The 26,509-nt window shown below is 37.4% G+C and carries 21 protein-coding genes; 11 read left to right on the top strand and 10 right to left on the bottom strand.

Annotation, left to right across the window (positions count from 1 at the left end; genetic code table 11):
* Positions 1-60: 60 nt before the first annotated feature.
* From ACZ430_RS06105 to qmoC, 3 genes are read left to right on the top strand one after another with little or no spacing between them, the layout of a single operon-like run.
* Positions 61-1,314 carry a CoB--CoM heterodisulfide reductase iron-sulfur subunit A family protein gene (locus ACZ430_RS06105; protein WP_297212416.1) on the top strand — a complete coding sequence of 418 codons (1,254 nt, stop codon included), beginning with the start codon at positions 61-63 and terminating at the stop codon, positions 1,312-1,314.
* A gap of 4 nt (positions 1,315-1,318) precedes the next feature.
* Positions 1,319-3,553 (top strand): FAD-dependent oxidoreductase, encoded by a 2,235-nt coding sequence (locus ACZ430_RS06100; RefSeq protein WP_297212414.1) that lies wholly within the window; start codon positions 1,319-1,321, stop codon positions 3,551-3,553.
* A gap of 11 nt (positions 3,554-3,564) precedes the next feature.
* On the top strand, positions 3,565-4,713 hold the full coding sequence (gene qmoC / locus ACZ430_RS06095) for a quinone-interacting membrane-bound oxidoreductase complex subunit QmoC (RefSeq protein WP_297212412.1): 1,149 nt from the start codon (positions 3,565-3,567) through the stop codon (positions 4,711-4,713).
* Between the two features lie 33 nt (positions 4,714-4,746).
* On the opposite strand, the gene ACZ430_RS06090 is transcribed toward qmoC, so the two are convergent.
* Genes ACZ430_RS06090 through rpsO form a run of 3 tightly spaced genes read right to left on the bottom strand, consistent with a single transcriptional unit; the run spans position 4,747 to position 8,393 of the window.
* Positions 4,747-5,925: a M16 family metallopeptidase gene (locus ACZ430_RS06090; RefSeq protein WP_297212409.1), complete on the bottom strand. Its 1,179-nt coding sequence runs from the start codon at positions 5,923-5,925 to the stop codon at positions 4,747-4,749.
* 58 nt (positions 5,926-5,983) lie between these two features.
* Positions 5,984-8,107, bottom strand: a complete 2,124-nt coding sequence (pnp, locus tag ACZ430_RS06085; RefSeq protein WP_297212407.1) for a polyribonucleotide nucleotidyltransferase — start codon at positions 8,105-8,107, stop codon at positions 5,984-5,986.
* A gap of 16 nt (positions 8,108-8,123) precedes the next feature.
* Complete coding sequence (rpsO, locus tag ACZ430_RS06080) at positions 8,124-8,393, bottom strand: 30S ribosomal protein S15 (RefSeq protein ID WP_297212403.1); 270 nt, start codon at positions 8,391-8,393, stop codon at positions 8,124-8,126.
* A gap of 253 nt (positions 8,394-8,646) precedes the next feature.
* On the opposite strand from rpsO, the gene ACZ430_RS06075 reads away from it, so the two are divergent.
* The 6 genes from ACZ430_RS06075 (at position 8,647) to ACZ430_RS06050 (ending at position 15,882) form a co-directional block, all read left to right on the top strand.
* Positions 8,647-8,919: an HU family DNA-binding protein gene (locus ACZ430_RS06075; protein WP_297212400.1), complete on the top strand. Its 273-nt coding sequence runs from the start codon at positions 8,647-8,649 to the stop codon at positions 8,917-8,919.
* Positions 8,920-8,987: 68 nt separating this feature from the next.
* Entirely contained in the window at positions 8,988-10,133 is a 1,146-nt protein-coding gene (locus ACZ430_RS06070; RefSeq protein WP_464910436.1) for a small ribosomal subunit Rsm22 family protein, read from the top strand.
* A gap of 95 nt (positions 10,134-10,228) precedes the next feature.
* Complete coding sequence (locus tag ACZ430_RS06065) at positions 10,229-11,338, top strand: class II glutamine amidotransferase domain-containing protein (RefSeq protein WP_297212393.1); 1,110 nt, start codon at positions 10,229-10,231, stop codon at positions 11,336-11,338.
* Positions 11,317-12,984 carry a glutamate synthase-related protein gene (locus ACZ430_RS06060; RefSeq protein ID WP_297212390.1) on the top strand — a complete coding sequence of 556 codons (1,668 nt, stop codon included), beginning with the start codon at positions 11,317-11,319 and terminating at the stop codon, positions 12,982-12,984. Before ACZ430_RS06065 ends, ACZ430_RS06060 begins: the two co-directional genes overlap by 22 nt.
* On the top strand, positions 12,974-15,391 hold the full coding sequence (locus tag ACZ430_RS06055) for an FAD-dependent oxidoreductase (RefSeq protein ID WP_297212387.1): 2,418 nt from the start codon (positions 12,974-12,976) through the stop codon (positions 15,389-15,391). The genes ACZ430_RS06060 and ACZ430_RS06055 overlap by 11 nt, the downstream gene beginning before the upstream one ends.
* A gap of 185 nt (positions 15,392-15,576) precedes the next feature.
* Positions 15,577-15,882 (top strand): large conductance mechanosensitive channel protein MscL, encoded by a 306-nt coding sequence (locus ACZ430_RS06050; RefSeq protein WP_297212384.1) that lies wholly within the window; start codon positions 15,577-15,579, stop codon positions 15,880-15,882.
* Positions 15,883-15,951: 69 nt separating this feature from the next.
* On the opposite strand, the gene ACZ430_RS06045 is transcribed toward ACZ430_RS06050, so the two are convergent.
* A complete protein-coding gene (locus ACZ430_RS06045; protein ID WP_297212437.1) occupies positions 15,952-16,113 on the bottom strand; it encodes a hypothetical protein in 162 nt (53 codons plus the stop codon).
* 474 nt (positions 16,114-16,587) lie between these two features.
* On the opposite strand from ACZ430_RS06045, the gene ACZ430_RS06040 reads away from it, so the two are divergent.
* Positions 16,588-18,297: a S1 family peptidase gene (locus ACZ430_RS06040; RefSeq protein ID WP_297212376.1), complete on the top strand. Its 1,710-nt coding sequence runs from the start codon at positions 16,588-16,590 to the stop codon at positions 18,295-18,297.
* On the top strand, positions 18,287-20,299 hold the full coding sequence (locus tag ACZ430_RS06035) for an ATP-binding protein (RefSeq protein WP_297212373.1): 2,013 nt from the start codon (positions 18,287-18,289) through the stop codon (positions 20,297-20,299). Before ACZ430_RS06040 ends, ACZ430_RS06035 begins: the two co-directional genes overlap by 11 nt.
* Before the next feature lie 58 nt (positions 20,300-20,357).
* On the opposite strand, the gene ACZ430_RS06030 is transcribed toward ACZ430_RS06035, so the two are convergent.
* The 6 genes from ACZ430_RS06030 to accC are packed head-to-tail and all read right to left on the bottom strand — an operon-like array spanning position 20,358 to position 26,464.
* The gene (locus ACZ430_RS06030) at positions 20,358-20,801 is read right to left on the bottom strand and encodes a hypothetical protein (RefSeq protein WP_297212371.1); all 444 of its coding nucleotides are present in this window, start codon (positions 20,799-20,801) and stop codon (positions 20,358-20,360) included.
* A 40-nt stretch (positions 20,802-20,841) separates the two neighbouring features.
* The gene (locus ACZ430_RS06025; protein ID WP_297212368.1) at positions 20,842-21,561 is read right to left on the bottom strand and encodes a HesA/MoeB/ThiF family protein; all 720 of its coding nucleotides are present in this window, start codon (positions 21,559-21,561) and stop codon (positions 20,842-20,844) included.
* Positions 21,549-22,535: a tryptophan--tRNA ligase gene (gene trpS, locus ACZ430_RS06020; RefSeq protein ID WP_297212365.1), complete on the bottom strand. Its 987-nt coding sequence runs from the start codon at positions 22,533-22,535 to the stop codon at positions 21,549-21,551. Before trpS ends, ACZ430_RS06025 begins: the two co-directional genes overlap by 13 nt.
* 9 nt (positions 22,536-22,544) lie before the next feature.
* Entirely contained in the window at positions 22,545-23,201 is a 657-nt protein-coding gene (locus tag ACZ430_RS06015) for a site-2 protease family protein (RefSeq protein ID WP_297212362.1), read from the bottom strand.
* Entirely contained in the window at positions 23,201-25,027 is a 1,827-nt protein-coding gene (gene oadA / locus ACZ430_RS06010; RefSeq protein ID WP_464910435.1) for a sodium-extruding oxaloacetate decarboxylase subunit alpha, read from the bottom strand. The genes ACZ430_RS06015 and oadA overlap by 1 nt, the downstream gene beginning before the upstream one ends.
* A gap of 21 nt (positions 25,028-25,048) precedes the next feature.
* Positions 25,049-26,464, bottom strand: coding sequence for an acetyl-CoA carboxylase biotin carboxylase subunit (accC, locus tag ACZ430_RS06005; protein ID WP_297212356.1), 1,416 nt, complete (start codon positions 26,462-26,464; stop codon positions 25,049-25,051).
* Between the last annotated feature and the right edge of the window lie 45 nt (positions 26,465-26,509).

Raw genomic sequence — 26,509 nt, 5'->3', positions numbered from 1 at the left:
CAGTTAAATACTGTATTACGAATTTTTATGTTTAAGATAACTCAATAAAGGAGGCTGAGAATGCATCATAATGGTAGCCCAACGAGAATCTTGGTTATTGGTGGGGGATTCAGCGGTTTAACTGCAGGAATTGAGGCTGCCGAGACAGGTGCAGAAGTAATAATTGTAGAGAAAAATCCCTATCTCGGTGGAAGAGTTGCTCAGCTAAATAAATATTTCCCAAAAATTTGTCCCCCCTTATGTGGTCTTGAGATTAACTTTCGTCGTATTAAGGTAAATCCTCAGATAAAGTTCTACACTATGGCACAGGTTGAATCGATTACAGGTGGACCTGGTGAGTATAATGTAAGGATAAAAATAAACCCAAGATATGTGAATGAGAACTGCACTGCCTGTAATGCTTGTGCTGAAGTTTGTCCAAAAGAGAGAGAGAGTGATTTTAATTTTGGCCTTAATAAAACAAAGGCCATATATTTACCCTTTGAGCAAGCCTTTCCTTTAAGGTATGTCTTAGACAGAAATTCCTGTCCACAGGACTGTCCAGCACCATGTGTTGAAGCCTGTAAATATAATGCTATTGACTTAAATATGCAGGCTGAAACAATAGAAGAAAAGGTGGATTCCATTGTCGTTGCAACTGGATGGAAGCCTTACGACGCCTCAAAGATTGACAATTTAGGATTTGGAAAGGTCAAAAATGTTATTACAAATATGATGCTTGAGAGACTTGCATCGAAAAATGGCCCTACGGGGGGAGAAATTCTAAGACCCTCTGACGGGAAGCCCGTTGAAAAGGTCGCATTTGTTCAATGTGCAGGAAGTAGAGATGAAAATCATCTGCCTTTCTGTTCTTATATTTGCTGTCTTGCCTCTTTGAAACATACTCTATATATCAAAGAGCAAAATCCCGATGCAGAGGTTTTCATTTACTATATTGATATCCGAACTCCAGGAAGATATGAGAAGTTTTTCAATCAAGTAAAAGAACAGGCTGGGGTTAATTTGGTAAAAGGTAAAGTTGCTGCAATTGAACAGGATTCTGAGTCCGATGATGTGATAATAACAGTAGAGGATATGCTAAATATGAAAAAGATAAAACAAAAAGTTGACATGGTAGTTCTTGCTACAGGAATGCAGCCTGAGGGTTCAGAATTTAAAGTTCCTGGTCTCAAATATGCTGTTGATGGTTTTGTGGTTGATGCTGAAGGTGTATACTCAGCGGGATGTGCAAAGAACCCAATGGATGTAGCAGGTTGTGGAAAGGACTCCACAGGCGCAGCCCTAAAGGCAATTCAGATTGGTGTAAGGAGGTAAAGCTATGGAGAAGAAAATAGGACTTTATATCTGTAAAGGCTGCGGTATCGGTGAAGTCATCAATACGGAGAAAATAGTTAATATTGCGAAAAATGCCTTAAGAGTACCTATTGTAGCAGAGCATGAAGTCCTCTGCAGTAAAGAGGGAGTAGAGCTAATCAAGAAAGATATAGCCGAGCAAGGAGTAAACAGTATAGTAGTTGCAGGATGTTCGCCGAGGGTAAAAACTTATGAGTTTAATTTTCCAGGTTGCTTTGTTGAGAGAGTTCCTGTAAGGGAGCTTGCTGTATGGACTATTGAATCACAGGAAGAACAACAACAGGCTGCTGAAGATTACATCAAAATGGGTGTGATTAAGGCTCAAAAAGGCGATATTCCTGAACCATATATTATCGAGATTAACAGAACAGTGTTGGTAGTTGGTGGTGGTATTTCAGGTATGACAGCAGCTTTGGAGGCAGCAAATTCAGGTTATGATGTGGTTCTTGTAGAAAAGGAGGCTGAACTTGGTGGGTTTGCAAGAAAGCTTTATAAAAAGGCTGCAACTGATGATTTCACAAAAGGTGTGCTGACAGATGTAAATATTGACCCTCTCATTAATGAAGTTACTTCAAATCCTAAAATAAAGGTATACACATCTTCGAAAATCGAGAAAATAGACGGTCAGCCCGGTGACTTCGATGTTAACATCTCTAAAAATGGTTCTACCGAAACAATAAAAATAGGTGCCATTATCCAAGCAACTGGCTGGAAGCCCTATGACGCTAAGAAGCTTGCAAAGAAGTATGGATATGGGAAGTTCAAAGATGTTGTTACGAATTTCGAATTTGAAGATATTGCAAAAAATAACAATGGTGTGATTAAAAGACCATCTGATGGTAGAGTGATAACCTCTGCTCTTTTTGTTCAGTGTGCTGGTCAGAGGGATGCTGAACATATTCCATATTGTTCTGGAATGTGCTGCACCACCTCTTTAAAGCAGGCAAGATACATTACTGATGGAAATCCAGATGCTACAGCGATGATTATATACAAGGATATGAGAACGCCCGGTAAACTTGAGTACTACTACAAAGAGGCGCAGAATACTCCAGGCATTATGATGGCAAAGGGAGAAGTGACTGGCATAAGAGAGGAATACGATAAACTAATCGTTACTGTCGAGGACTCTATTTTAGGAGAGAAATCTGAGATAGAAACAGAGATGGTTGTCCTTGCCACTGGAATGGTTCCAACCACAAAGGAACCTCAGGACTATCTTATTGGGCTTGCTCAAGCAGCTGCAAAGGGTGATGAGGAGAAAGCAAAATATCTTGAAACAACCAAAAAACCTGAATTTATCCTTAATCTTGGATATCGTCAGGGACCTGAACTTCCCTTCTTAGAAGGTGGTTTCGGTTTTGTAGATTCCAACTTTATTTGTTTCCAGTATGAAACACGAAGAACTGGCATATACGCAGTAGGACCTGTCCGTCAACCTATGAATATGGCAGAGGCACAAGAAGATGCCCGTGGTGCGGCCCTTAAGGCAATACAAGTCATAGAACATGTGGCAAAAGGAATGGCAGTTCATCCAAGAGCATGGGATACCTCATTCCCCGAGCCAAATCTTACAAAATGTACAGCCTGTAAGCGCTGCACAGAGGAATGTCCCTTTGGTGCAATTGATGAAGATGAAAAGGGTGTTCCTTTCTATAAGCCTAACAGATGCCGTAGATGCGGCACTTGTATGGGTGCATGTCCAGAGAGAATTGTTTCCTTTAAAGACTACAGTGTCGACATGCTTGGTACAATGTTGAAAAACGTTTCTGTTCCGAGCGAAGATGACAGACCGCGTATAATAGTTCTTTGTTGTGAAAACGATGCTTTCCCTGCAACAGAAACTGCTGCACTCCACAGACTTAAACTTGACCCAGCGGTAAGATTTATTCAACTAAGATGTCTTGGTTCAATGAACCTTGTCTGGATTGCCGATGCTCTATCAAGGGGAGTCGATGGAATGTTGCTTCTGGGATGTAAATTTGGTGAAAACTATCAGTGCCACTTTGCTAAAGGTAGTGAGCTTGCAAAATACAGACTTGGCAAGGTTCAAGAGACGCTGGATAGACTTCAGCTTGAGTCTGACAGAGTGCAGATGTATGAGGTTGCTATTGATGAATACTGGAGAGTGCCTCAGATAATAAATGAGTTTATGGATAAGATTAGAGAAATTGGTCCTAATCCATTTAAGGGCTTCTAAGGAGGGAAGAGATGGATAAACCAGTAAGACCAGATTTACAGTTTGCAAAGGAGATTATTAAAGCTGGTGGAGAGTCTTTAAAGAAATGTTATCAATGCTCTACGTGTACGGTAGTGTGCAATCTCTCACCAGAGGACAAACCGTTTCCAAGAAAAGAAATGCTTTATGCTCAATGGGGTTTGAAGGAAAAGTTATTTAAAAATCCTGACATCTGGCTCTGCCATCACTGTGGTGATTGTACTGCCTACTGCCCCAGAGGAGCAAAGCCTGGAGAGGTTTTAGGCGCCGTAAGAAAGCTAATGATTAAAAATTACTCTCCTCCTTCTTTTCTTGCTAACTGGGTAGCAGACCCTAAGTATTTACTGCTTCTGTTTCTGTTTCCAATACTACTATTCCTTGGTGAGCTTTTTCTACTTGGTTATTTCACTGGAACAGAGATACCAAGAGGTGAACATGGAGAGTTAGCCTATTCAAAATTCCTACCAGCTGTTCCTTGGATTGATGTTCCTTTCATGGCTGCTGCAGGCTTTGCAGTTATATGTTTCTATCTGGGAGTAAAAAAGTACTGGCTTGACCTTACCGATGGAATGGAGTTAAAAAGAAAGGACATCTATAACTGTATCAAAGAGACAATAATAGACATATTAGCTCACAAAAAGTTTCAGCTCTGCACCTTTAACAAGTCAAGAACAACTGCTCATCTTCTTGTACTCTATGCATTCATTGGATTGGCAATCACAACTGGAATAGCGGCTTTCTATGAGTGGGGTCTTAGATGGGAATCTCCGTATCCACAGACAAACATCGTTAAGATAATTGGTAATGTAAGTGGTATCGCCCTTTTGATAGGAATGTTTTACATAATAGCAAACAGGTCTAAAAATGCAGTAAAACAGGGAATCGGTAGCTATTTCGACTGGCTTTTGATTACCATTATTCTTGGCGTAGGCATAACAGGTTTTATGGCAGAACTCTTAAGACTTGCCGATGCAGGCACATTAGCTTATGCCTCATACGTAGCTCATTTAGTATTTGTGTTTACTCTCTTCACATATGCACCTCACTCGAAGATGGCTCATATGGTCTACAGGGCAACAGCTATGGTATTTGCTAAGGCTGCTGTCAGAGAGGAATCTATCAGGAAACAAGAGGCAGCATAAGTAGTTATCAGGGGCGGTTTTCGCCCCTGATACTTAAAAGTCGATATCTCTTCTTGTTATAGGCCCAAGAACTGTAATTGCATGTAACTTTTCCTTAAGTATTGAGGCGACTTCTATTATTTCTGTTGTTTTGATGGATTTAAATTTTTTAATATGCTCTTTAACTTCATAAGGCTCATTATAATAAAGTTCATTGTATGCTAAATTGTGCATAACAGAGGCTGGTGACTCAGAAGAAAAAAGTAGCTGAGAGATTGTCTGAATTTTGGCTCTTTCGATTTCTTCTTCTTTTATGTTTTCGGGAATTTCTTTTATAATCTTCATTATGAGTTCAAGTATTTTGTTGAGGTTGTTTCTGCTACAGGCAGTATAAATATCGAATACGCCTGTATCTAAGTAAAAGGATACATAAGAAAAAATATTGTATACAAGGCCTCTTTTTTCTCTTATCTCCTGAAAAAGCCTCGAACTAACAGACCCTCCTATTATGCAATTGAGAATTGTTAAAGCATATCTTAAAGGATTTGTAAAGGGAAAGGTTTCCATTCCAACAGATAGATGGACTTCATTTAGCTCTTTTTCGTAGACATTAATGGAAGGTAAAAAAACAGAGGGAATAACTTGTTTTCTCACTGGGAAGTCCCTTAAGCATAAGTTTCTCTCAAGCATATTAAGCAACATGTCCTCATTGAAATTGCCTGCACAACTAATTATGCAGTTAGAGGAATGATAGTATTTTTCATGGAAGTTTATTATATCTTCTCTGGTAATTGCCGAAATAGTATTTTCTTTGCCAAGTATTGGTTTACCAAGTCCATCGGGAAAAGCCTTTTCCATGAAAAGGTCATGTATGAGTTCATCTGGTGTATCATTTATTGTTCGAAGTTCATCGAGTATAACAGAACGCTCTTTCTCTATTTCTTCTTGTGGGAAAATTGGATTTGAGAAAATATCGCATAGGAGCTCTATGCCTTTTTCAAGACATTTATCGAGAATTTTTACATAAAGAACAGTAAACTCTCGTGAGGTAAAGGCATTAATATCTCCTCCGAGACTATCGATTGCAAAAGAGATAGCTTTAGCATCTCTATTTTTAGTCCCCTGAAAGAATAGATGTTCTATAAAGTGGGAAATTCCGTTTTTTTCAAAGGGTTCATCTCTTGAGCCATGTTTTATCCAAATTCCTATAACAACGGAGTGCAGATGGGGCATTCTACACATTACAACAGGAATTTTAGAGAATAGATATGTCTTTTTTACTCTCAATGGATTATGAGGATTTGCCTTCTATTTCTTTAAGTGCTTCTTTTCTGCTTAAACGAGTCCTTCCCAACTCGTCTATTTCAATAACTTTGACGGGAATTTTCTCGCCAATTTTAATTATATCAGAGACTTTCTGCACTCTTTTATCGGCAAGCTGTGAAATATGAAGAAGGCCTTCAACGCCAGGTAAGATTTCCACAAAAGCTCCAAAATCAACTATCCTTGTGACCTTACCCATGTAAATCTTGCCAAGCTCTGCCTCTTGCGTAATACCTTTTATTATCTCTATTGCTTTAAGAGCAGAGGCTTCATTGGAGGATGCGATTTTAACAATTCCTTCTTTGTCTTCGATGTCGATTTTGACACCAGTCTCTTCAATAATCCCTTTTATTACTTTTCCGCCAGTTCCAATTATGTCTCTTATTTTTTCTGGCTTGACTTGAATAGTGTATATTCTTGGGGCAAAGGGTGAAAGTTCTTTTTTTGGTGATGATATGGTTTCTGACATTTTCTTAAGTATAAAAAGTCTTGCTTCTTTGGCCTGTTGAAGTGCTCTGTTAAATGTCTCATAATCTATTCCAGAAATTTTAACATCCATTTGAAAAGCTGTAATTCCATTTTCAGTGCCTGCTACCTTAAAATCCATATCTCCGTAATGGTCTTCCATTCCCAGAATATCGGTGAGTATTACTGTTTTATCTCCCTCTTTTATTAAACCCATTGCAACTCCTGCAACGGGTGCTTTTATTGGTACTCCTGCATCCATGAGAGATAGAGTTGCTCCACATACTGTTGCCATTGACGAAGAACCATTCGATTCAAGTATATCCGAGACAACTCTTATGGTGTAGGGGAACTCCTCTTTAGAGGGAATTACATAACTTAACGCCCTTTCTGCAAGATAGCCATGACCTATTTCTCTTCTTCCTGGAGCTCTGAGGGGTTTAACTTCTCCTACGCTAAATGGGAGAAAATTATAATGGAGCATAAAAGACTTCGAAACTTCTCCTTCCAGTGAATCAACTTTCTGCTCATCCTCTGAAGTTCCAAGAGTGGTCGCTACAAGAGCTTGCGTTTCTCCTCTTGTGAAAAGGGCAGAACCGTGAACTCTTGGTAGTATTCCAGTCACACAGCTTATGGCTCTTATTTCATCGGGTTTTCTTCCATCCACCCTGATACCTTTTTGTATTATTGCTTGCCGCAAGAATTCTTTAACTATTTTGTCAAATATTTTTGCTATATCAGTGGAGATGTCTTTGTCCTTATTGCCGAATAGTTTTAACCTAAACTCTTCTGTATTGAATGTATTTAGGCAGTCTGTTAATAACTCTTCTATTGAACTTTGTCTTATTAATTTTTCTTTGATGAAAAGAGCTTTCTCAATTTTTTCATTTATATATGTCTTGATTAAGTCTTTTAATTCCTGCAAATTATCAGTTTGTTGTATTGTTCTTTTTGGCTTGCCGATTTTTTGTTGAAGTTCTTTTTGCAGGTATATAGTTTCTTTAATGTGAATATGAGCGAATTTGAGTGCTTCTACAAGTGTTTCTTCGCTACATTCGGTAGCTCCTCCCTCTACCATTGTAACAGCCTCTTCAGTGCCGGCAACAACAAGATTAAGAGAGCTTTTTTCAATTTCCGTATTGTCAGGATTGAGAATAAATTCGTCTCCAATCTTTCCTACTCTTACGGCGCCAACAGGTCCAAGAAAAGGAATATCTGATATGGTCAGTGCTGCGGACATACCGATTATGCTTAAAATATCAGCGATATTTTCATCACCGTAGGAAAGCACTGACGCTATGCCTTGGGTTTCGTAGTTATAACCCTCTGGGAAAAGAGGTCTTATTGGTCTGTCAATAAGGCGGGAGACTAATACTTCTCTATCTGTAGGTTTTCCCTCCCTTTTAAAGAAACCTCCTGGAATTTTTCCGGCAGAGTAAGCCTTTTCCTGATAATCAATAGTTAAAGGAACAAAATCTACGCTCTCTTTAGGGCTTTTTTCTGCAACAACAGTGCATAAGACATAAGTATCGCCATATTTTGCCAACACCGAAGCATCTGTTTGCCTTGCAATAAAGCCAGTTTGTAAAACAACTTTCTTCCCTTTAATCTCTATTTCTACTTCCACCTTGACCTCTTTTAAGTTATTTTCTTAGGCTAAGTCTCTCAATTATCTTGCCGTATCTTTCTCTGTCAATTTTTTTAAGATAGTTTAAAAGCTTTCTTCTTTGGGCTACTAATTTGATTAGCCCTCTTCTGGAGTGATGGTCTTTTTTGTGTGTTTTAAAATGCTCGGTAAGATAGTTGATTCTTTCGGTCATCAATGCAATCTGAACCTCTGGAGAACCTGTGTCAGAGGCATGGGTTTTGAAATTTTCAATTATTTCTCTTTTTCTCTCAGTAGAAATTGCCATTTTCTTCACCACCTTTCCTATAGGATTAATTTTAAAAATTAACATAAAATTAAGATTTTAGTAAAGCCTCAAGGCTTTAAAGTGTATTTTTATGGCATTATAAACTTCTTGCCGTTGAAAAATCCCTTGCTCTTTATGTGAAAAATTAAGAAAAATTTTTTATTTAAATTCAAAAAAATACTTGACATTATGTGAAAAATTTGTTATTGTTTACATCAAGCTATATTTATCAATATAAAAGGAGGTAGAAGTTATGACAAAAGCAGATTTGATTGGTAAGATTGCAAGCAAAGCAGGTTTGACAAAAGCTGAAGCAGGAAAAGCTCTTGATGCCATGATTGATGCTGTTAAGGAATCTCTTAAAAAAGGAGATAAGGTAACACTTGTTGGTTTTGGAAGTTTTTATGTTTCAAAAAGAAAAGCAAGAAAGGGTAGAAATCCTCGGACAGGCCAAGAGATTAAAATCCCCGCCACAAAAGTTCCAAAATTTACCGCTGGTAAATCATTAAAGGAAGCTGTAAAGTAATAAGATATTTTAGCTCAGAGGGAGGTTAGTATGTTAGCCTCCCTCTGGATAATCTGAGATGCTCGGTTTTGGAAAAGTTATATAATTTTCTCTTAGAGCTTACCTTTAAAGACAAAAAACCTTCAAAGCAAGAGATTAAAAATGCTATTTTCAGAATTTCAGATATTTTTAAAAATGCTGAAGACAGTCTTCCTCTTAATTACATGAGAGACGAAGAATTGTTAAAAGGCTATCTTCTTTATTTTGTTCCATTGACCCTTTCAAAAATTCGGAGTTTTTTTTGTGAACTATTGATGCATCCTCAGGTGTTCGATAAAAAAGATATTAAAATAGTTGATATCGGCTGCGGACCGGCACCTGCCGTAGTTGCAATTTTAGACGTTATCAGTAACTATAGAAGGCAATTGCAGTACATTAGATATGTAGGCATAGAGCAGGAAGAAAAGGCAATTAAGGTGGGCGAAAAGTTAATTAAAAATAGTTCTGTTAAGGGATTATCTTTAAACTTCAATTTTATCAATGCAAGCGCTGCTAACATTAAAGTCTATAATCAACTGAGAGAATTAAATCCAGATATTATGATTTTTTCTAACTCCGTAGGTGAGTTGTTTGATAAAAATGAAATCAGTAAAGAGGATTTTTTAAGCTTCATTAGGCCTTTTACTTATAAAAATCCTGAATTTACCATTATCATAGTTGAGCCGGGCACGAAGAAAGCTTCAATGAGGCTTCATAGCCTAAGGGATGAGCTTATCAAGGAGTTCAATTTTTATCCATACAGTCCCTGTCTTAATGACCTTCCCTGCGCTGCTCTTAAGGTAAATAACTGGTGCTATGAAGAGAGAAGATGGGCTTCACCGGAATATCTAAAATTTCTAAGTGCAGTAGGTTTGCAGATAAACTATCTTAAGTTTAGTTACTGTATATTGAGAAAGGACAAAATAAATATATCTGATACATTTGAATGGCAAGGTGAAATAGTAAAGAACACGAGTCATCTGCTAAATGAGAAGGGAAAAAGCAGGTTATGGGCATGCTGGAGAGGAGAATTAATTGATATGGAAAAACTGAAAAGAGATTTTTCAGAGAAAGAAAGTTGGCTTAGTATTAGAAAAGGCTCTTATTTTTCTATTGATAAATATAAATTTCTCTCTGATAAAAAAGTAAGAATACCGAAAGACTGTTACATAAAGATTCTTCACAATCCTGACTGAACAAAAGTTTAAGTTTGACAAAAATGTATGTTTTTATATAAGGTATAATATATGGCAACCTTTTGCCGATGGAAAATTGAAAGTGGAGATTTATAATGTGTAGACTTGCAGCGATAAGCTCTTCAAAGTATTTTTCACCTATGGAGAACATCCTTGCCCTTGAAACAATGAAAGAAGGGCATGATGGCTCTGGACTAGGACTTACCCTTAAAGACCTTGGTGGAGATTTCAAGGACCTAAAAGATTATCCAATTCTATCTGGAATATGTTCAAATAGGGGTAGAGAAGTTCTTGATGCCTACATGGATGAGATGGGGTTCAAATTGATTTACCGATGGAGACCAAAAATAAAACCTGTTAAAGGAATAGTGGCAAGGGATTTCTACTTTGCCGGTGTCTATGATTATCCTGAAGAGTGGAAAGACAAACCCTTTGAGGAGAAAGAACAGCTTTTGATGAATACTCGTCTTGCCTTAAGAAGAATGGGAGAAGCCGATGAATCAATTTTTGTTTTCTCCTTCTACCCAGATGTTATAACTCTCAAAGAAGTCGGTGACCCCCTTGAGGTAGCAGAGTTTTTCGGATTAGATAAAGATATTCTTAAGGCAAAGGTCATTTTTGCTCAGGGGCGCCAGAACACTAATTATCAGATATATCTTTATGCATGCCATCCCTTTTTCCTTCAGGGTTACTGCACTATGACAAATGGTGAAAACACAGCCTTTGTTCCCATAAGAGAGTTTTTGATGAGCAGAGGCTTTCCTGGATACATGGGATACAACTCTGACAGTGAAGTTTTCTGTCACATCCTTCATTACACCAATAAAAGACTTGGCTTTCCACTTACATATTATAAAGATGTAATTACTCCTCTTAAATGGCAGGAGATTGAACAGAGACCTGACAGAGAAGCCCTATCCCTAATTAAGCAGTCACTTAGACCCCTTTGCATTGACGGTCCTAATATGGTAATCGGATTTATTCCCGATGGAACCTGTTTTATGGTTCAGGATGCGAAGAAACTAAGACCAGGAGTTGTAGGCGGAGTTAAAGGTAAGTATGCCCTTATGTCAGAGCTTTGTGGTCTTGATAAAGTAATTCCTGAAAGAGATAAATCTAAGGATATATATCCAATGAAGTATGATATGGTGATTGTATCACCGGAGGCTAAGGAGGTTAAGGTATGGAACCAGCTACAGGCTTAAAGCTTGACTACAATCATAAATTAACCATAAAAGAATTTCCCTACATTGTTAGATGGAGAGAAGACCGTTGTAAACGTTGTGGGCAGTGCACTGCTGTATGTCCAAACGGTGCGATTAAGCCTGCTGTAAAATACATGAGAGTTATCGAATCAGGAGGAGACACACCAAAGCCAAGACCTGTAAGAAGAATCATTCATGTGATTGAACAGGTTGACAATATGGAGAACTACTGCACAGGCTGTGCCATGTGTGCCCTTGTCTGTCCCAATAATGCTATTGAACCTGAATACAATCCTCAAAATAAATTTCTATTCTACAAAAATCGTGGCGGTGAAGGATATAAAAGAGGTGGTAGAAGAAATGACCCCGGTGTATCTACCCTTGACAGAATAAAATTTACAAGAATATCTATGCTTACAGACCCTGCCTTGGATGCAGGAAGACATGAATTCAGAGTTCGCTCCTACATTGGAAGAATTCTTCCACCAGAGGAATTACCCCTTAAAGTTGAAGATGGCAGACTCGTAGTTGATAAATCTTCAGGTAAGTTCATTCCACCTGTAAGAGAGATATTCCCAATAATGATTGGTAGCATGTCAATTGGAGCGCTCTCGCCTCACATGTGGGAAGGACTTGCTATGGGTGTGGCTTACTTAAATGAAGTTGAAGGAATTCCTGTTGTCATGTGCTCTGGTGAAGGAGGATTCCCTCCAAGACTTCTTAAATCAAGATACGTAAAGTATTTCATCCTTCAGATTGCCTCTGGTTATTTTGGCTGGGATAGCATTATTCATACATTGCCTTACATGACTGAAGACCCAGCAGCAATTGAGATAAAGTACGGTCAGGGTGCAAAACCTGGTGACGGTGGACTTCTTATGGCACCAAAGGTAATTAAGCTAATTGCTGAAATTAGAGGTGTGCCAAAGTTTGTTGACCTTCCCTCTCCGCCTACGCACCAGACAAAGTATTCTATAGAAGAGGCTGTTATGAAGATGATTCAGTCCATGTCCATGGCTTTTGGCTTCAGAGTGCCTGTTTATCCGAAAATCTCAGGAACAAGAACTGCCAAGGCAGTGTTAAATAACCTTGCCCGTAATCCCTATGCCGCAGCGCTCTGCATAGACGGAGAAGACGGTGGAACAGGAGCAGCATACAATGTATCCCTTGATAAAATGGGACATCCTATTGCATCAAACATTAGAGAATGCTACCTTGACCTCGTAAAGCAGGGTAAACAGAATGAGCTTCCTCTTATTGCTGCAGGAGGAATTGGTAAAAAAGGCAATCTTGCAGCTAATACAGCAGCTCTAATTATGCTTGGTGCATCAGCTGTTGCCATAGGAAAATACATAATGCAGGCTACAGCTGACTGCCTTGGAGATGAGTATAACCGCTGCAACATGTGTAACACTGGTAAATGTCCAAGAGGAATTGCAACTCAAGACCCAAAGCTTTATAGGCGTCTTGATCCCGATAAAGTAGCAGAAAGAGTGGTAGAGGTCTTTAAGGCTGCTGATGTAGAGCTTCGTAAGATATTTGCACCGATGGGAAGAAGCACAGAGCTTCCAATTGGAATGTCTGACGGTTTAAGTATAGATGATAAGGAAATGGCAGAAAGGTTGGAGATAAGCTATGCCTGCTAAAAGAAAAGAACAAAAAGAAACACCAAAGGTTGGACTCCATGAGTCAGTGATTTCCTATAAGGATGCTGTAAGATGGACTGATTCAAGAACTGTCACCATATACGGCAATATTAACGGAAAAAGAGTTCCCTCAAGAATTCTTGAGGAGTTTATTCAGGAATCAGTAAGAGATGGTGCAAGAAATCTTCATATACATGCAGACGGACAGCATGGAATTGGAGGAAGACTCTATCCTCAGGGAGAGCCAATAAGGATTACAATTGAAGGTCCAGTTGGGCAAAGATGTGGTTCCATGGGAATGTTCGGAACAGAGATAGTTATCAAAGGTGGTGTCTCCGATGACGTAGGATGGCTTAACTGTGGAGCAAAGATTACAGTGCTTGGTGATGCAACAAACGGAGCATGGAATGCCGCTGCCCAGGGAATTCTCTATGTTCAGGGAAGTGGTGGTGCCCGTTGTGATACAATGACTAAACATAACCCTCGCTTTGACCCACCCCAGTCTTGGTATTTAAGAGATGTGGGTGACTCATTCGCTGAGTTTAAGGCTGGTGGAATTGCAGTAATATGCGGAGTAAATCCAAGAAATCCAAGAAGTGTCCTTGGATATAGACCCTGTGTAGGAATGGTCGGCGGAGTTATCTATTTCCGTGGTAGAATTGACGGATATTCAGAGAGAGATGTGAAACTCCTTGAGATAACTGAGCAGGACTGGAATTGGCTCTGTGAAAATCTTAAGCCCTATCTTACTGCAATAGAAAGAATTGAACTTTACGATGAACTTACAAAGAGCCCAAATGAATGGCATAAACTTGTCCCATACACACCTCAAGAGAGAAGGCAGAGAAGGTGGTTTAAGGTATCAATGGATGAGTTCAGGAAAAACTACTGGGAAAAGGAAGTTGGAAAGGGCGGAATCTTTGCCGAATATGTTGACCACGAACCAACAATTATTCCATACATCGTAACTGGTGAGTACCGTAGATATAAACCCATTTGGGCAAATGAAAAGTATGCACCACCTTGTGCATACAGCTGTCCTACTCACATACCAACTCATAAGAGAACTGCCCTGATTAGACTGGGCAAAGTAAAAGAGGCAATAGAGATGGTTCTTGAATACAGCCCCTTACCAGCAACAGTCTGTGGAATGATATGTCCAAATCTTTGTATGCAGGCATGTACCCGTGGAATAATTGATATGCCCATTTCTGTTAAAGAGTTCGGTAAAGCATCTCTTGAGCTTCCAGCACCTAAGAAACCAAAAACTACTGGACACAAAGTAGCCATAATTGGTGCAGGACCTGCAGGAATGTCTGCAGCTTGGCAACTTAGCCTTAAAGGACATGATGTAACAATTTTTGAGGCAACAGATAAAATTGGAGGTAAAATTGAGCTCTGTATTCCCGAGCATAGACTAAACAAAGAGATACTTCACAGGGAAATAGAGCGATTTAAAGAAGTAGTAACTGACATAAGGCTCAATACGAAGGTCACAAAAGAGCTATTTGAGCAGCTTCTCAAGGAGTATGAATTCATAATCATAGCAGTAGGTGCTCATAAACCAAGGAAAGTTCCTTTCCCTGGCTCTGAACATACTGTCTCAGCCTATGAGTTCATGAGAGATATAAACAGAGGAAAAACCTATGACTTGCAAGGTAAGAGAGTAGTAATAATTGGTGCTGGAAATGTAGGAATGGATACAGGAGTTGAGGCATTCCTCTGTGGTGCAGCATCGGTTACGGCAGTTGATATTCAGAAACCAGCTGCCTATGGCGCTGAACTTCAGTATGCAAAACAGAAAGGTGTGGAGATTATATGGCCTAAAATAACAGAAAAATATGTACCAGAGGAGAAAAAAATATACTTCACTGACGGAACAAATCTTGATGCTGATTTTGTAATAATGGCAATAGGTGATATGCCTGACTTAGACTTTATCCCTCACCAGATTCATACTGAGAAAGGCTGGCTTGTAATAAATGAATTCTTCCAGACATCCCATCCTAAAGTTTTTGCAATCGGCGATGTAACAGGACTTGGACTTGTAACCCATGCAATAGGACATGGAAGACTTCTTGCAGAATATCTCCATGGAGAACTCATGCATGCCCCAATTACAAGAGACTTAAGACCCCGTATCCCCTATGAAAAGATAAAAATTGACTACTATGAACGCTGCCGAGCTGTTACATCCCTTGAGCAAGAGGCAGAGAGGTGTCTATCCTGCGGTTCCTGTAGAGACTGCCACATGTGCGAGATGACCTGTTTCTGGGGTGCTATAAGCAGAGTTGAAAAGCCTGATGGCAGATTTGAATACGTAGTAGATGACAACAAATGCATAGCCTGCGGATTCTGCGTAGGCATCTGCCCCTGCGGTGTGTGGGAGATGGTTGAGAATATTTAGTTTGAATTATTCATAGATTAAATTTACTTGCTCACAAGCTTTTAGATTTTGTTATTAGTTGTGAGCTAATAGCTAAATTCAGAGGTCATATCTTTTAGAGAACTTCAACTTTAGTAAAAGGATTTTTTGTTGAAAATATAAATATATTGTTTTATAATTTAGAAAAATTAGAAAGGGGGCGTTAAATGGGAATGATTAGGGAATTTTTAGACTTTTTGAAAGAATATAAAGTAATTGCATTAGCTATTGCATTTATAATGGGAGCTGCCTCTACTTCACTTGTTAAATCCCTTGTTGACAATATAATAATGCCATTAATTACTCCCTTTATACCAGAAGGTGCTTGGAAAACAGCAACTTTATCAATTGGTCCCTTTGTAATAAATTATGGCGCCTTTCTGGGTGAGTTGATAAATTTTATTATTATTGCATTTGTTGTTTTTATGATAGCGAAGAAAGTTATGAAAGCTGAAAAGGTAGAAAAAATATAATCTTTAAAAGTATTACAACCTAAATTCCTCACTTTTAGATACATAAGTTTATAAGTGAAATTTTCTCCCTTAGTTTGATAACTTTTCACAGTTGCTTAGGAGATAAGATGCATATGTGCGATTATATTCAGTCAGTGCTGTGAATTCATCAAGTATAATACCCTTTTGCTTTTTTGTTGCTCTCTTATACCTTTTTGAAATCCCTACCATTATTGCTTTTCTTTCTTTCATCGTTAACCCCACTGTTTAAGCCTCCTTGAGGGTTTTCTCTTAGAGGCTTGTATTTTCGTTTAGATTTCTTATTTGAGGCAACGATTAATTTTCATTTAGATTTTTGATGAGGCAATTCGGTTCATTGACATAAAAATTTCCATTTTTTATAATACTTACTAAAATTTTTATTATGATAAAAAATGGATTTAATTGGCGTAAATGATAAGTTAACTATTTACTGTCAGATTAAAAAGATTAAGAATTTTCTCAAATCGTTATTAAAAAAATTCTTTAAATCATATTCCTATTTGCCTAATTCTTTCAATATTTATGAGGTCATAAAAATAAAAAGATTTATAAAGGTACTTAAGAATGCTTCAAATTGTAATCTAAATTATCAATTATTTAGTAAGTGTGTAGTAGAAATTATACAGTAAAGCTGAGTTAAGGGCAATATTGATTAAATAAATACAATAAATTGGAGTTGCAAAAATGATAACCAAAGAGCAGCTTTCTGTCCGAGGATATTCATTTAAGGCACATATTTATTGTGGTTCAAGCGATAACATTAGAACCTTAAATTTTAATTTATCCAGACTTATTTGTGTTTTTGTAGATTTTGACGCTGATAATTGCCTGCTCTTTTTTTCTCCTTCAAAGTTTGGAGATATTGTTAATTTAATAAAGGAACCTGAAAAGATATATGATAAAGAAATGGAAAATTGTAATGAAAAAAAGCTTAACAATATTGAAGTCTCTGAAGTATGGAAGAATATTTTTAAGGAAATAAAAAACTATAAATTAATACACTTTTCAGATATTATTGAAGACTCAGAAATACAACTTTGTAGTTTTTCAGGAAAGTATGACTTAGTAGCTCTAAAAATACCTATATCCTCTATTTCTAATCTTTTTATCAAACCAATTAAAATTTTCCAGGGAGATATTAATAAAAATGATAGCCTAATCTTATTGGTTCCTGAGAAAAACCAAAAATTTCCTTGCTTGACCGATGATAGCTCTCCTTTAGAAGAGGAATTAAAGAGCATTAACGTTATGATAAGAGACATTGAAAATAACCGAATAATATTAAATATGCCATATACGCCCAATCTCTTAGGCCTGCCTGTAATAAACTCAAATTATGAATTAGTTGGTTTCACGATTGAGAATTTCGAAAAAAAATTTGTTGAGTTCGTTCCTATAAAGTTTTCTGAAGGAAAAGAAATAGATGTTTCAAAAATTGAGGATTTCAAGATAATTTCAGAACTAATTAATATTGATGAAACACAGGAGAACATAAATCAAGAAGAAAATGTAGACGTTGATAGTAAAATTGATTTAGAGTTTGAGATAAAGTTTGAAGACAATAAAGAAGACTTATCAGACAAAGAAAATTACCGTGAGAGTTCAGAAAAAAGAATGATAAGAGTATTTAAGTTAAATCAAAAAGATGACATTTTTGAAATTGCAAAGAAAAGTGTAATTCCAGTTTATATAGTTTTGAATGACAGAATAATAGGAAATGGAACAGCCTTTTTATATAAGCAGGTAATTTACCAGGATAATAAGTCAGAATTATTTTTTATGACAAATATTCACGTAATTAATCCAATTAAGGATTTGTCTTTTCATATTGATAAAAACGATAACTTATGTGTATATGCAAAATGGAAAGATGACTTAATTCCTATTGAACACATAATTGCTCCTAAATCGGCATTCTTTTTTTTAGATAAGGACCCTGATTTATATCCATACGACTTTTGTATATTTGTAATTAGAAAAGATGATGTTAATATTGAGAATTTTTTTGCTATATCAGAAAATTATCCTATAAAAATTGGTTCAGAAATATATGCTGCCGGCTACCCTCTGCATGCAATTACCGGTATTGAATTATCTTTTACAAAAGGTATTATCAGTAATGTTTATGATTTTCATGATAATCCCGCTTTATCCTATACAATACAGACAGATGCTTCAATAAACCCCGGTAATTCCGGAGGACCAATATTTACAAACGAGGGATTTATAATAGGAATTGCTACAAGAGGGGTTGGGGGTGACTCAATATCAGGACTTAATCTTGGTATAAGGATAGATCATGTCTGTAGAACTTTGGAAAATCCTAACATGATGCAAATTGTTCATATCAATAATTTAATCTCCAAACTAAAGAGGTTTAAAAATGAGCAATGATAATCATGAAATTTATAAGACGCTTTTTCAACAAAGACACAACAGACTAATTGCAGGTTATTTAATTGATGTTAATGGTTCTCAATGTGAAATATGGTTTCCCTATTCAATAGAAGTCATGAAATTACTTACAAAGGGAGCATTTCTTGCAGCAGAGAATTTTTCAAGCATAAATCTACCGATTGATGATGAGATATCATTTTTAGATAATGAAAAACACTTTTCAATATTGCAAATAACAGATAAGAAGGCTATTTATTACAAAATTCAAGAAATGAAGAATACTCCATCAAGCATAAAACTTGAAGAGGATTTTGAAAAATTGCAGAAAGATTGGAATAGAAGCCTAAAGGAAGAAGAGTCTCCGAATCTGAAAATTCAAGTTTTTGCTGATATAACTGATTATGAAATTAAAGTTACAGGGAATGAATACTTAATAAAACAGAATGAGATGGAGCCTATTCAGGGCTACAAAGTTTACTTACTTAACAATGAAATTGTTGAGCAGGTAATAAACAAAGGAATAATCAAGAAGAAAACGATTTTTCCTGTCGGTTTGCACAAATTTTATAACGTAAATGTATTTATTGATTACAATTCTCTTATAAACAGACACTTCGGGATTTTCGCAACTACTGGAGCGGGTAAGAGCAACTTAGTATCATCTCTTTTTTCATATCTCATGTATCATTCAGAAGAAAATACGAATATTGTAGTGTTTGACGTTAATAATGAATATATTACCCTATTATCTGACTGCTTGGCAAAAATCAATGATACTCATGTAATTATTCTTGAAGAGAGTTATCTTGGTAAATATGCAAACTCATTTTTAAAAGGAAATTTAAGCAATCTTGAACTTGCTGCTCAAGAGATAACTGATTCAATCGTTATCCCATCATCCTTGAAAACATATAAAGATAAAATCAGAGAGATAGTAAGGTTCCTTCTCTCAAAAGGAGTATTCAAGATGTTTGTCGAAGGTGAGTCGATAGAGAAATTCTTATTTTCATTTGGACAATTTTTGAAAAATAACATAACAGTAGGAAGGGGCTCAAAAGTTACAAAACAAAAAATTACATCATTTGTTGAATTTATGAGAGAGAAAATCCAAGATACCTCGATTAACATCACTAAAACTCACTTGAATTATATAAATACGAATCTTAGAGACTGGGCAGAAGAGTATTTTGGCAGTGAATTGATACAATATTGTGAAACCTATCTCCAACAAATGAACACATTTATAAATAAGTTTGCTGACGAATTTAAAGAGCCATCCGATTATCTTTTCAGCATTGGAAGAGAAGGACTATTTAAAATAGTATCTGACAATGAAAAGTCTTTAGTAATCGTTTTGTCTGATAATGATAATACTCTGAGATATTTTGCCTCTTACTTTATTGATTTTATGTACAATTTCAGAAAGTCAAGAGGTATTACCTCTCCTCCGATACTATTCTTTTTTGATGAAGCAGACCTTTTCATTCCAGGAAGCATAAAAAGGAGTGAAGAAGAAGAATCAAGTTCCATAAAGAAAGTTAAAGAGTCCTGTCAGATGTTAGCAAGAAGGGGCAGAAAATACGGCATGGGCTTGGGATTAGCTACCCAAAGAATTGCTTATAACGATACGAATGTATTAGCTCAGCTTAATACTTATTTTGTAGGAAAATTGATGAGAAAGACTGATAGACAAATAATAACCGAATCCTACGGAATATCAGAGGGAGCTATATCAGAAACAGTTGGTTTTGGACCTGGAGATTGGACGCTGTTGAGCACCTGTGCTACAGGCATAAGAAATACTCCAATTGCAATTCACATGGAAAATTCGGAGGATAGAATTAAAAACTTCATTGAAGAAGAATGGGCTAAATTAGAATTAATCTTTATTAAGCTGATGTTTGAAAAATTTGTTGAAATAAGTAAAGATGAAAGGATTTTTGAAGAATTAAATGCAGAGATAGCTGAACTGATTATCCCTGATTATGTGAATATTTAAAATGGTGATTTTAGAAAAAGGACAATAATAGTTGTTTTAGAGTTATATGAGTAAAAATTTAAAGTCGCTTGGTTAAACTATGAAGGTAGTTCTGAAGATTCTGAGCTGATAGATTTTCAGGCACTGTTTCATTTATCATCATTGCCTTAAACATTTTTCTTAAAAGCTCTGCAGGGGCAAAATTTTTTATCTTTTCTCCTAACTGACGTGAGTAGTTGTGTATGAGAAAGGATTCTGTATACCATAAATCATCCATCAATGGCTTAATGTGCTGACATAATAGATTTTTTATAGTCTCAGGCGTTGCTCTGTTCTCTATAATCATTGCTCTTATGTCGTTATTTAGAGTTTGAAGGCCCTTTACCGCAGGATTTTGTCCAAGTCTATGCCGTCCCTTTGTAATTGGGGAGAATTTTGTTACATTCACACCTGAACAATATAGATGTCTTTTTTCATCAATCGGTTTTATCACGAAATACATAAAATCATTTATATATTCCATTTATTCGCTCCTTTATTCCTGAATTAAAAAAATTTCCTATTCATATTTTTCCGCAAACAGGGCAGGAAGAGTCTTTCTGGGCTTTGAAAGTTTTAAACTCAGAACTAAGTCCATCCCATACAAGTAGTTTGTTTTTTAAAAGCTTACCGATACCAACAAGATGTTTAAGTGCCTCAAGAGCCTGAAGTGCACCAATAACTCCAGGAGTTGCGCCAACTACTGGAAAAGTCTCCTTTGGAGGAGGCTCTGGAAAAAGACATTTCAAGCAAGGTGTTTCTGGTGAATGGATAAAACTTACCATGCCTTGAATGCCATATATTGCTCCGAAAACAAGGGGTATTCCTTTCTTTATGGCAACTTCATTGAGAAGATATCTTGTCTCAAGGTTATCCATACAATCAAGGATAATGTCAGCATCCCCTATAAGTTCATACACATTATCAGCTTCTATTTTATCTGTAATAGGAACCACTTCAACATCAGGATTTATGGCAGTAAGGGTTATCTTTGCAGATAAAGCTTTGTTTATTCCAATTCTTGTATGGCAGTGTAGTATCTGTCTGTTGAGGTTCGTTATCTCTACACTGTCAAAGTCACATATTATTATTTTTCCAATTCCGGCAACTGCAAGATACACTGAGACAGGGCTTCCAAGTCCACCAGCACCTGCTATGAAGACTGTGGAATTTTTTAGCTTTTTCTGTCCCTCCTCGCCCCATCCATCAATCATTATCTGACGGGAATATCTTAAGAAATCCATCCAATCAACTCCTTCATTTTTATTAGAGTTTCTCCAGCAACTTTTTTAGCTTTTTTAGAGCCTTCAAGGGCTATGTCAAGTAAAACAGAAGGATTGTCAATGAGGTGTTGTCTCTTTTCCCATATGGGCTTCATAAGATTAATTACGTGCTTTATAAGTATTGCTTTACAGTCCAGACAGCCAATAGTTGCAGTTGTGCAGCCCTTTGTGATTTCCTGTCTTTCATCTTCTGTAGAGAATATTTTTTGCAAATCAAACACAGGACATACTTGAGGATTTCCCTTGTCTGTTTTTCTTTTTCTTGCTGGGTCTGTCACCATTGTCCTTAATTTTTCTGTAACGGTCTTTTCGTCATCACTGAGATATATTGCATTGCCGTAGCTTTTAGACATCTTTCTTCCATCTGTGCCTGGAACCTTAGGGAATTCTGTAAGCAAGGCTTCTGGTTCTGGGAAGAAATCTTTTCCGTAAAGATAGTTAAACCTTCTTGCAATCTCACGGGAAATCTCAAGATGTGGAACCTGGTCAATACCCACGGGAACGTATTTTGCTCTGTAGATGATGATGTCTGCAGTCTGAAGCACAGGATAGCCTAAAAATCCATAGGTGTCAAGGTCTTTATCTTTTATTTGTTCCTTCTTCTCCTTGTAGGTTGGAACTCTCTCAAGCCAACCAAGAGGTGTAATCATGCTAAGGAAAATGTGAAGTTCAGCATGCTCAGGCACTTGAGACTGAATAAATATGGTTGATTTCTCAGGGTCAAGTCCAGCAGAGACGAAATTCATTAGTAAATCAAGGGTATAGTCCCTTATTTGGGAGGGATTTCCGTAGCCCGTTGTTAATGCATGCCAGTCAGCAACAAAGAAATAGCACTCGTATTTATCCTGAATTCTAACCCAGTTTGACAACGCTCCTATTAGATTTCCTAAATGAAGCGGTCCGCTTGGTTGCATTCCGCTTAACACTCTGTCCATCTGTGCCTCCTAAAAAAGTGAGAGTATGGAATAGAAAAATTTGACTAAGGGCAACACGAAAATTTTTGTAAGTCCTGTAACAATTAGCAATATAACAATCAGAGAACCGTAAGGTTCAATTCTCTCCATAAATTCAGAATATCTGAGGGGCAGTATCCCCATTAGAATTCTACCACCATCGAGCGGAGGAATGGGTATTAGATTAAAAGCCGCAAGAACAATGTTTATGAGAATCGTTGATTTAAGTATGAGAACAGTTGGATTGAATATAAAATCAGGAATAACACCCATAAATGGTAGAAATATCCACTTGAGTAAAACTGTGCTTACTATTGCAACCAGAAGATTAGCAGCAGGTCCACCAGCAGCACATAGAGCCATTCCGGCACGAGGATTTTTAAAATTATAAGGATTAACGGGAACAGGCTTTGCATATCCGAAAACCCATTGCCCACTTGTGAGTATTATTAACATTAAAGGCATTATTATGGTGCCAAAGGGGTCGATATGAGATAGAGGATTGAGCGTTAATCTACCCGAAAGCTTGGCTGTGCTATCACCGAGCTTATAAGCAACCCATCCGTGTGCGAGTTCATGAAAAACTATGGCAATAAGAATTGCTGGAGCTGAGATGATTATCTGTCTAAAAATGCCTGTAAAGTCCATTATCTTATCCTTATCATTACTTCATCCGGATTTACCATGTCTCCTTGTTTTATGTAGATTTCCTCGACGGTTCCATCTATTGGTGAGTGAATTTCGTTTTCCATTTTCATGGCCTCTACTATTACAACCGTATCACCGGCTTTTACTTTATCTCCTTTATTTACATTAATTTTTACTACTGTACCGGGCATTGGTGAGGTAATATCTCCTGGCTCAGCGGGTCTTGGTCTTACAGACTCTTTTGGTTTTATCTCTACTTTGCCTTCTTCGCTTGGAACAATCTCCTGAAGAGGTTCTACTATTACCTCAACGAGCTGATTGTTAACATAGAGGAAATATGGTCTCTTACCATCCACCTTATGTCCCTTTCCACCAACTTTTACATGGTAGGACTCGCCATAGAGATTTATCACGAATTCAGTAGGTGCAAGGGATGATGTAGTGGGTTTTGTTTCTTCTTTTTTAGGAGTTGGAATTTCTTCTTTGATGCCCTTTTCTTTTGCTTCAAGGAATTCAAGATAAATCTTAGGGAAAAGACAATAACTAAGAACATCTTCATCGGAACGAGCTTTATCTTTAAGTTCTGCCTTAGCTTTTTCAAATTCTGGTTGTAATAAATCTGCTGGCCTTACTGTAATAAACTCCTCATCACCAAGTATTTTTTTTCTTACTTCTTCATTCACTGGCACAGGAGGTCTTCCATATAGCCCCTTAAAGTAATTTTTTGTTTCTGTTGTAACCATTTTGTATCTTTCACCTGTTAGAACATTCAGAGTTGCCTGAGTCCCTACTATCTGACTTGAAGGAGTTACAAGAGGAGGATAACCAAAGTCTTCCCTTACCTGTGGAATTTCTTCCATAACCTCTCGTATTCTGTGCAAAGCATTTTGCTCTCTCAGTTGATTTACAAGATTACTTAGCATTCCTCCTGGAACTTGATAGACAATTACTTTCGGGTCTGGTCCTGTGTATTCACTTTCAAGGGCTTTGTATTTCTTTCTTACTTCATAGAAGTAATCGGCAATCTCATCAAGAAGCTCCATATTAAATTTAGGGTCTCTCTCTGTTCCCTTAAGAATGTGACATATTGTTTCAAGTGGTGGCTGAGAAGTTCCACCTGCCATCGTAGACATTGCTGTATCAACAATATCAACGCCTGCTTCAATTGCTTTTATAGTGGTGGCCACTGCCATTCCTGCTGTGTCATGAGTGTGAAGATGGATGGGCAAATCAATTTCTTCTTTCAGTTTCTTTATTAAATTGTATGCAGTATAAGGGTCAAGTAATCCAGCCATATCTTTTATGCAGATTATGTGAGCTCCCATGTCACGCAGTTTCTTTGCGAGTTCAACAAAGTAGTCAATTGTGTATATGGGGCCGACTGTGTAGCAAAAAGCTGCTTCAACAGTGCCTCCATATTTTAAAGTAGCTTCAATAGATTTCTCCAAATTTCTTAAGTCATTAAGAGCATCAAAAATTCTTAGAATATCTATTCCGTTCTCTATGGTTTTCTCAACAAACTTCTCAACTACATCATCAGCGTAGTGTCTATATCCTACAAGGTTCTGTCCTCTAAGGAGCATCTGAAGCTTTGTATTTTTAGCGAGGCTTCTGATTGTTCTTAGCCTTTCCCAAGGGTCTTCTCGTAGAAATCTCAAACAACTGTCAAAGGTTGCACCTCCCCATACTTCAAGAGAATGAAACCCGACCTGATCCATCTTTTCACAAATAGGAACAATGTCTTCAAGTCTCATTCTCGTTGCATGGAGGCTTTGATGGGCATCTCTAAAAGTCGTATCCATTATTTTCACGGGTGATTTTGACATGTTACACCTCTCAAATATTATTTACACTTTACTATGTGCTACAATTGCAGCAGAAAGAATCACGGCTAAATCAAAGGGATCTTTCTCTTCAGTATAAAGAAGGCTTGGAAGTTTTTCTTCAATGTATTTTGTACTAAAATTGCCTTTTCTGAAATCTTCATCTTCCATAATTTTTATATAAAGAGGTATTGTGGTCTTTACTCCTCTGATTATATATTCACTTAAGGCACGATGCATTCTGCGAACTACTTCCTCCCAGGTGCGACCTCGTGCAACAAGCTTGGCAAGAAGAGAGTCATAGTAGGGTGGAACATGATATCCCTCTGCCACATGCCCGTCTATTCTTATACCAAATCCACCGGGAGAGTAGTAGGCTGTTACAACTCCTGTTGATGGTAAAAAGTCATTAAGCGGGTCTTCTGCATTGATTCTACACTGGATTGCATATCCGCTTAGGGTTACCTCATACTGCTTTATGTCAAGGGGTTCACCATAAGCAATTTTAATCATGTTTTGTACAAGGTCTATTCCTGTAATTTCCTCGGTAATTGTGTGCTCTACCTGTATTCTTGTATTCATCTCAAGGAAATAGTAATTGAGATTTTCATCAACAAGAAATTCTACTGTGCCAACATTGTCATATCCAACTGCATGGGCAATTTTTTTTGCTGCCTCTCCCATCTGAGCTCTTACTTTTTCAGTAAGCAGCAAAGACGGAGCTATTTCAATCAGCTTTTGATGCCTTCGCTGTATTGAACAGTCTCTTTCACCAAGATGGATTATTTTTCCGTACTTGTCTGCCATTACCTGTATCTCAATGTGATGTGGTCTTTCAAGATATTTCTCTATGAAAATTCTTTCATCTCCAAAGGCTTTTTTGGCTTCAGACATGGCAATAGGTATCTGTCTTCTAAGGGATTCTTCGTCATAACAGATTCTCAGACCTCTTCCTCCACCACCTGCAGTGGCTTTAACCATGACAGGATAGCCAATTTCCTTTGCTGCGCTTACCGCCTCTTCAATGTCTTTAATCGGAGGTGTTCCAGGCAAAAGAGGAATGCCCAGTTCTTTGGCAATTTTACGAGCTTCATCTTTAAGCCCCATTTTTCTTATTGCCTGAGGATTGGGTCCGATGAATGTAATCCCTGCTCCTATGCAGGCTTCTGCAAATTGAGGATTTTCAGAGAGAAAGCCATAACCAGGATGGATTGCGTCACAGCCAACATTCTTTGCAAGCTCTACAATTCCATAGATGTTAAGATATCCTCTTAAGGGTCCTGGAGTTACTAAATAGGCTTCATCAGCTTTCTTTACATATCTTGCCGTTGCATCGGGTTCACAGTAGATGGCAACTGTTCTTATCCCGAGTTCTTTGCAGGCACGGATAACCCTTAGGGCAATTTCTCCTCTGTTGGCAATTAAAACTTTTTTGAACATAACACTCCTTTTAAGGTAAATATAAAAATTTTAAATGAAAACTTA

Source organism: Thermodesulfovibrio sp. TK500a (genome assembly GCF_055381765.1).
Note: the sequence above shows the minus strand (reverse complement) of the source record. Positions and strands in the feature narration are given on the sequence as shown.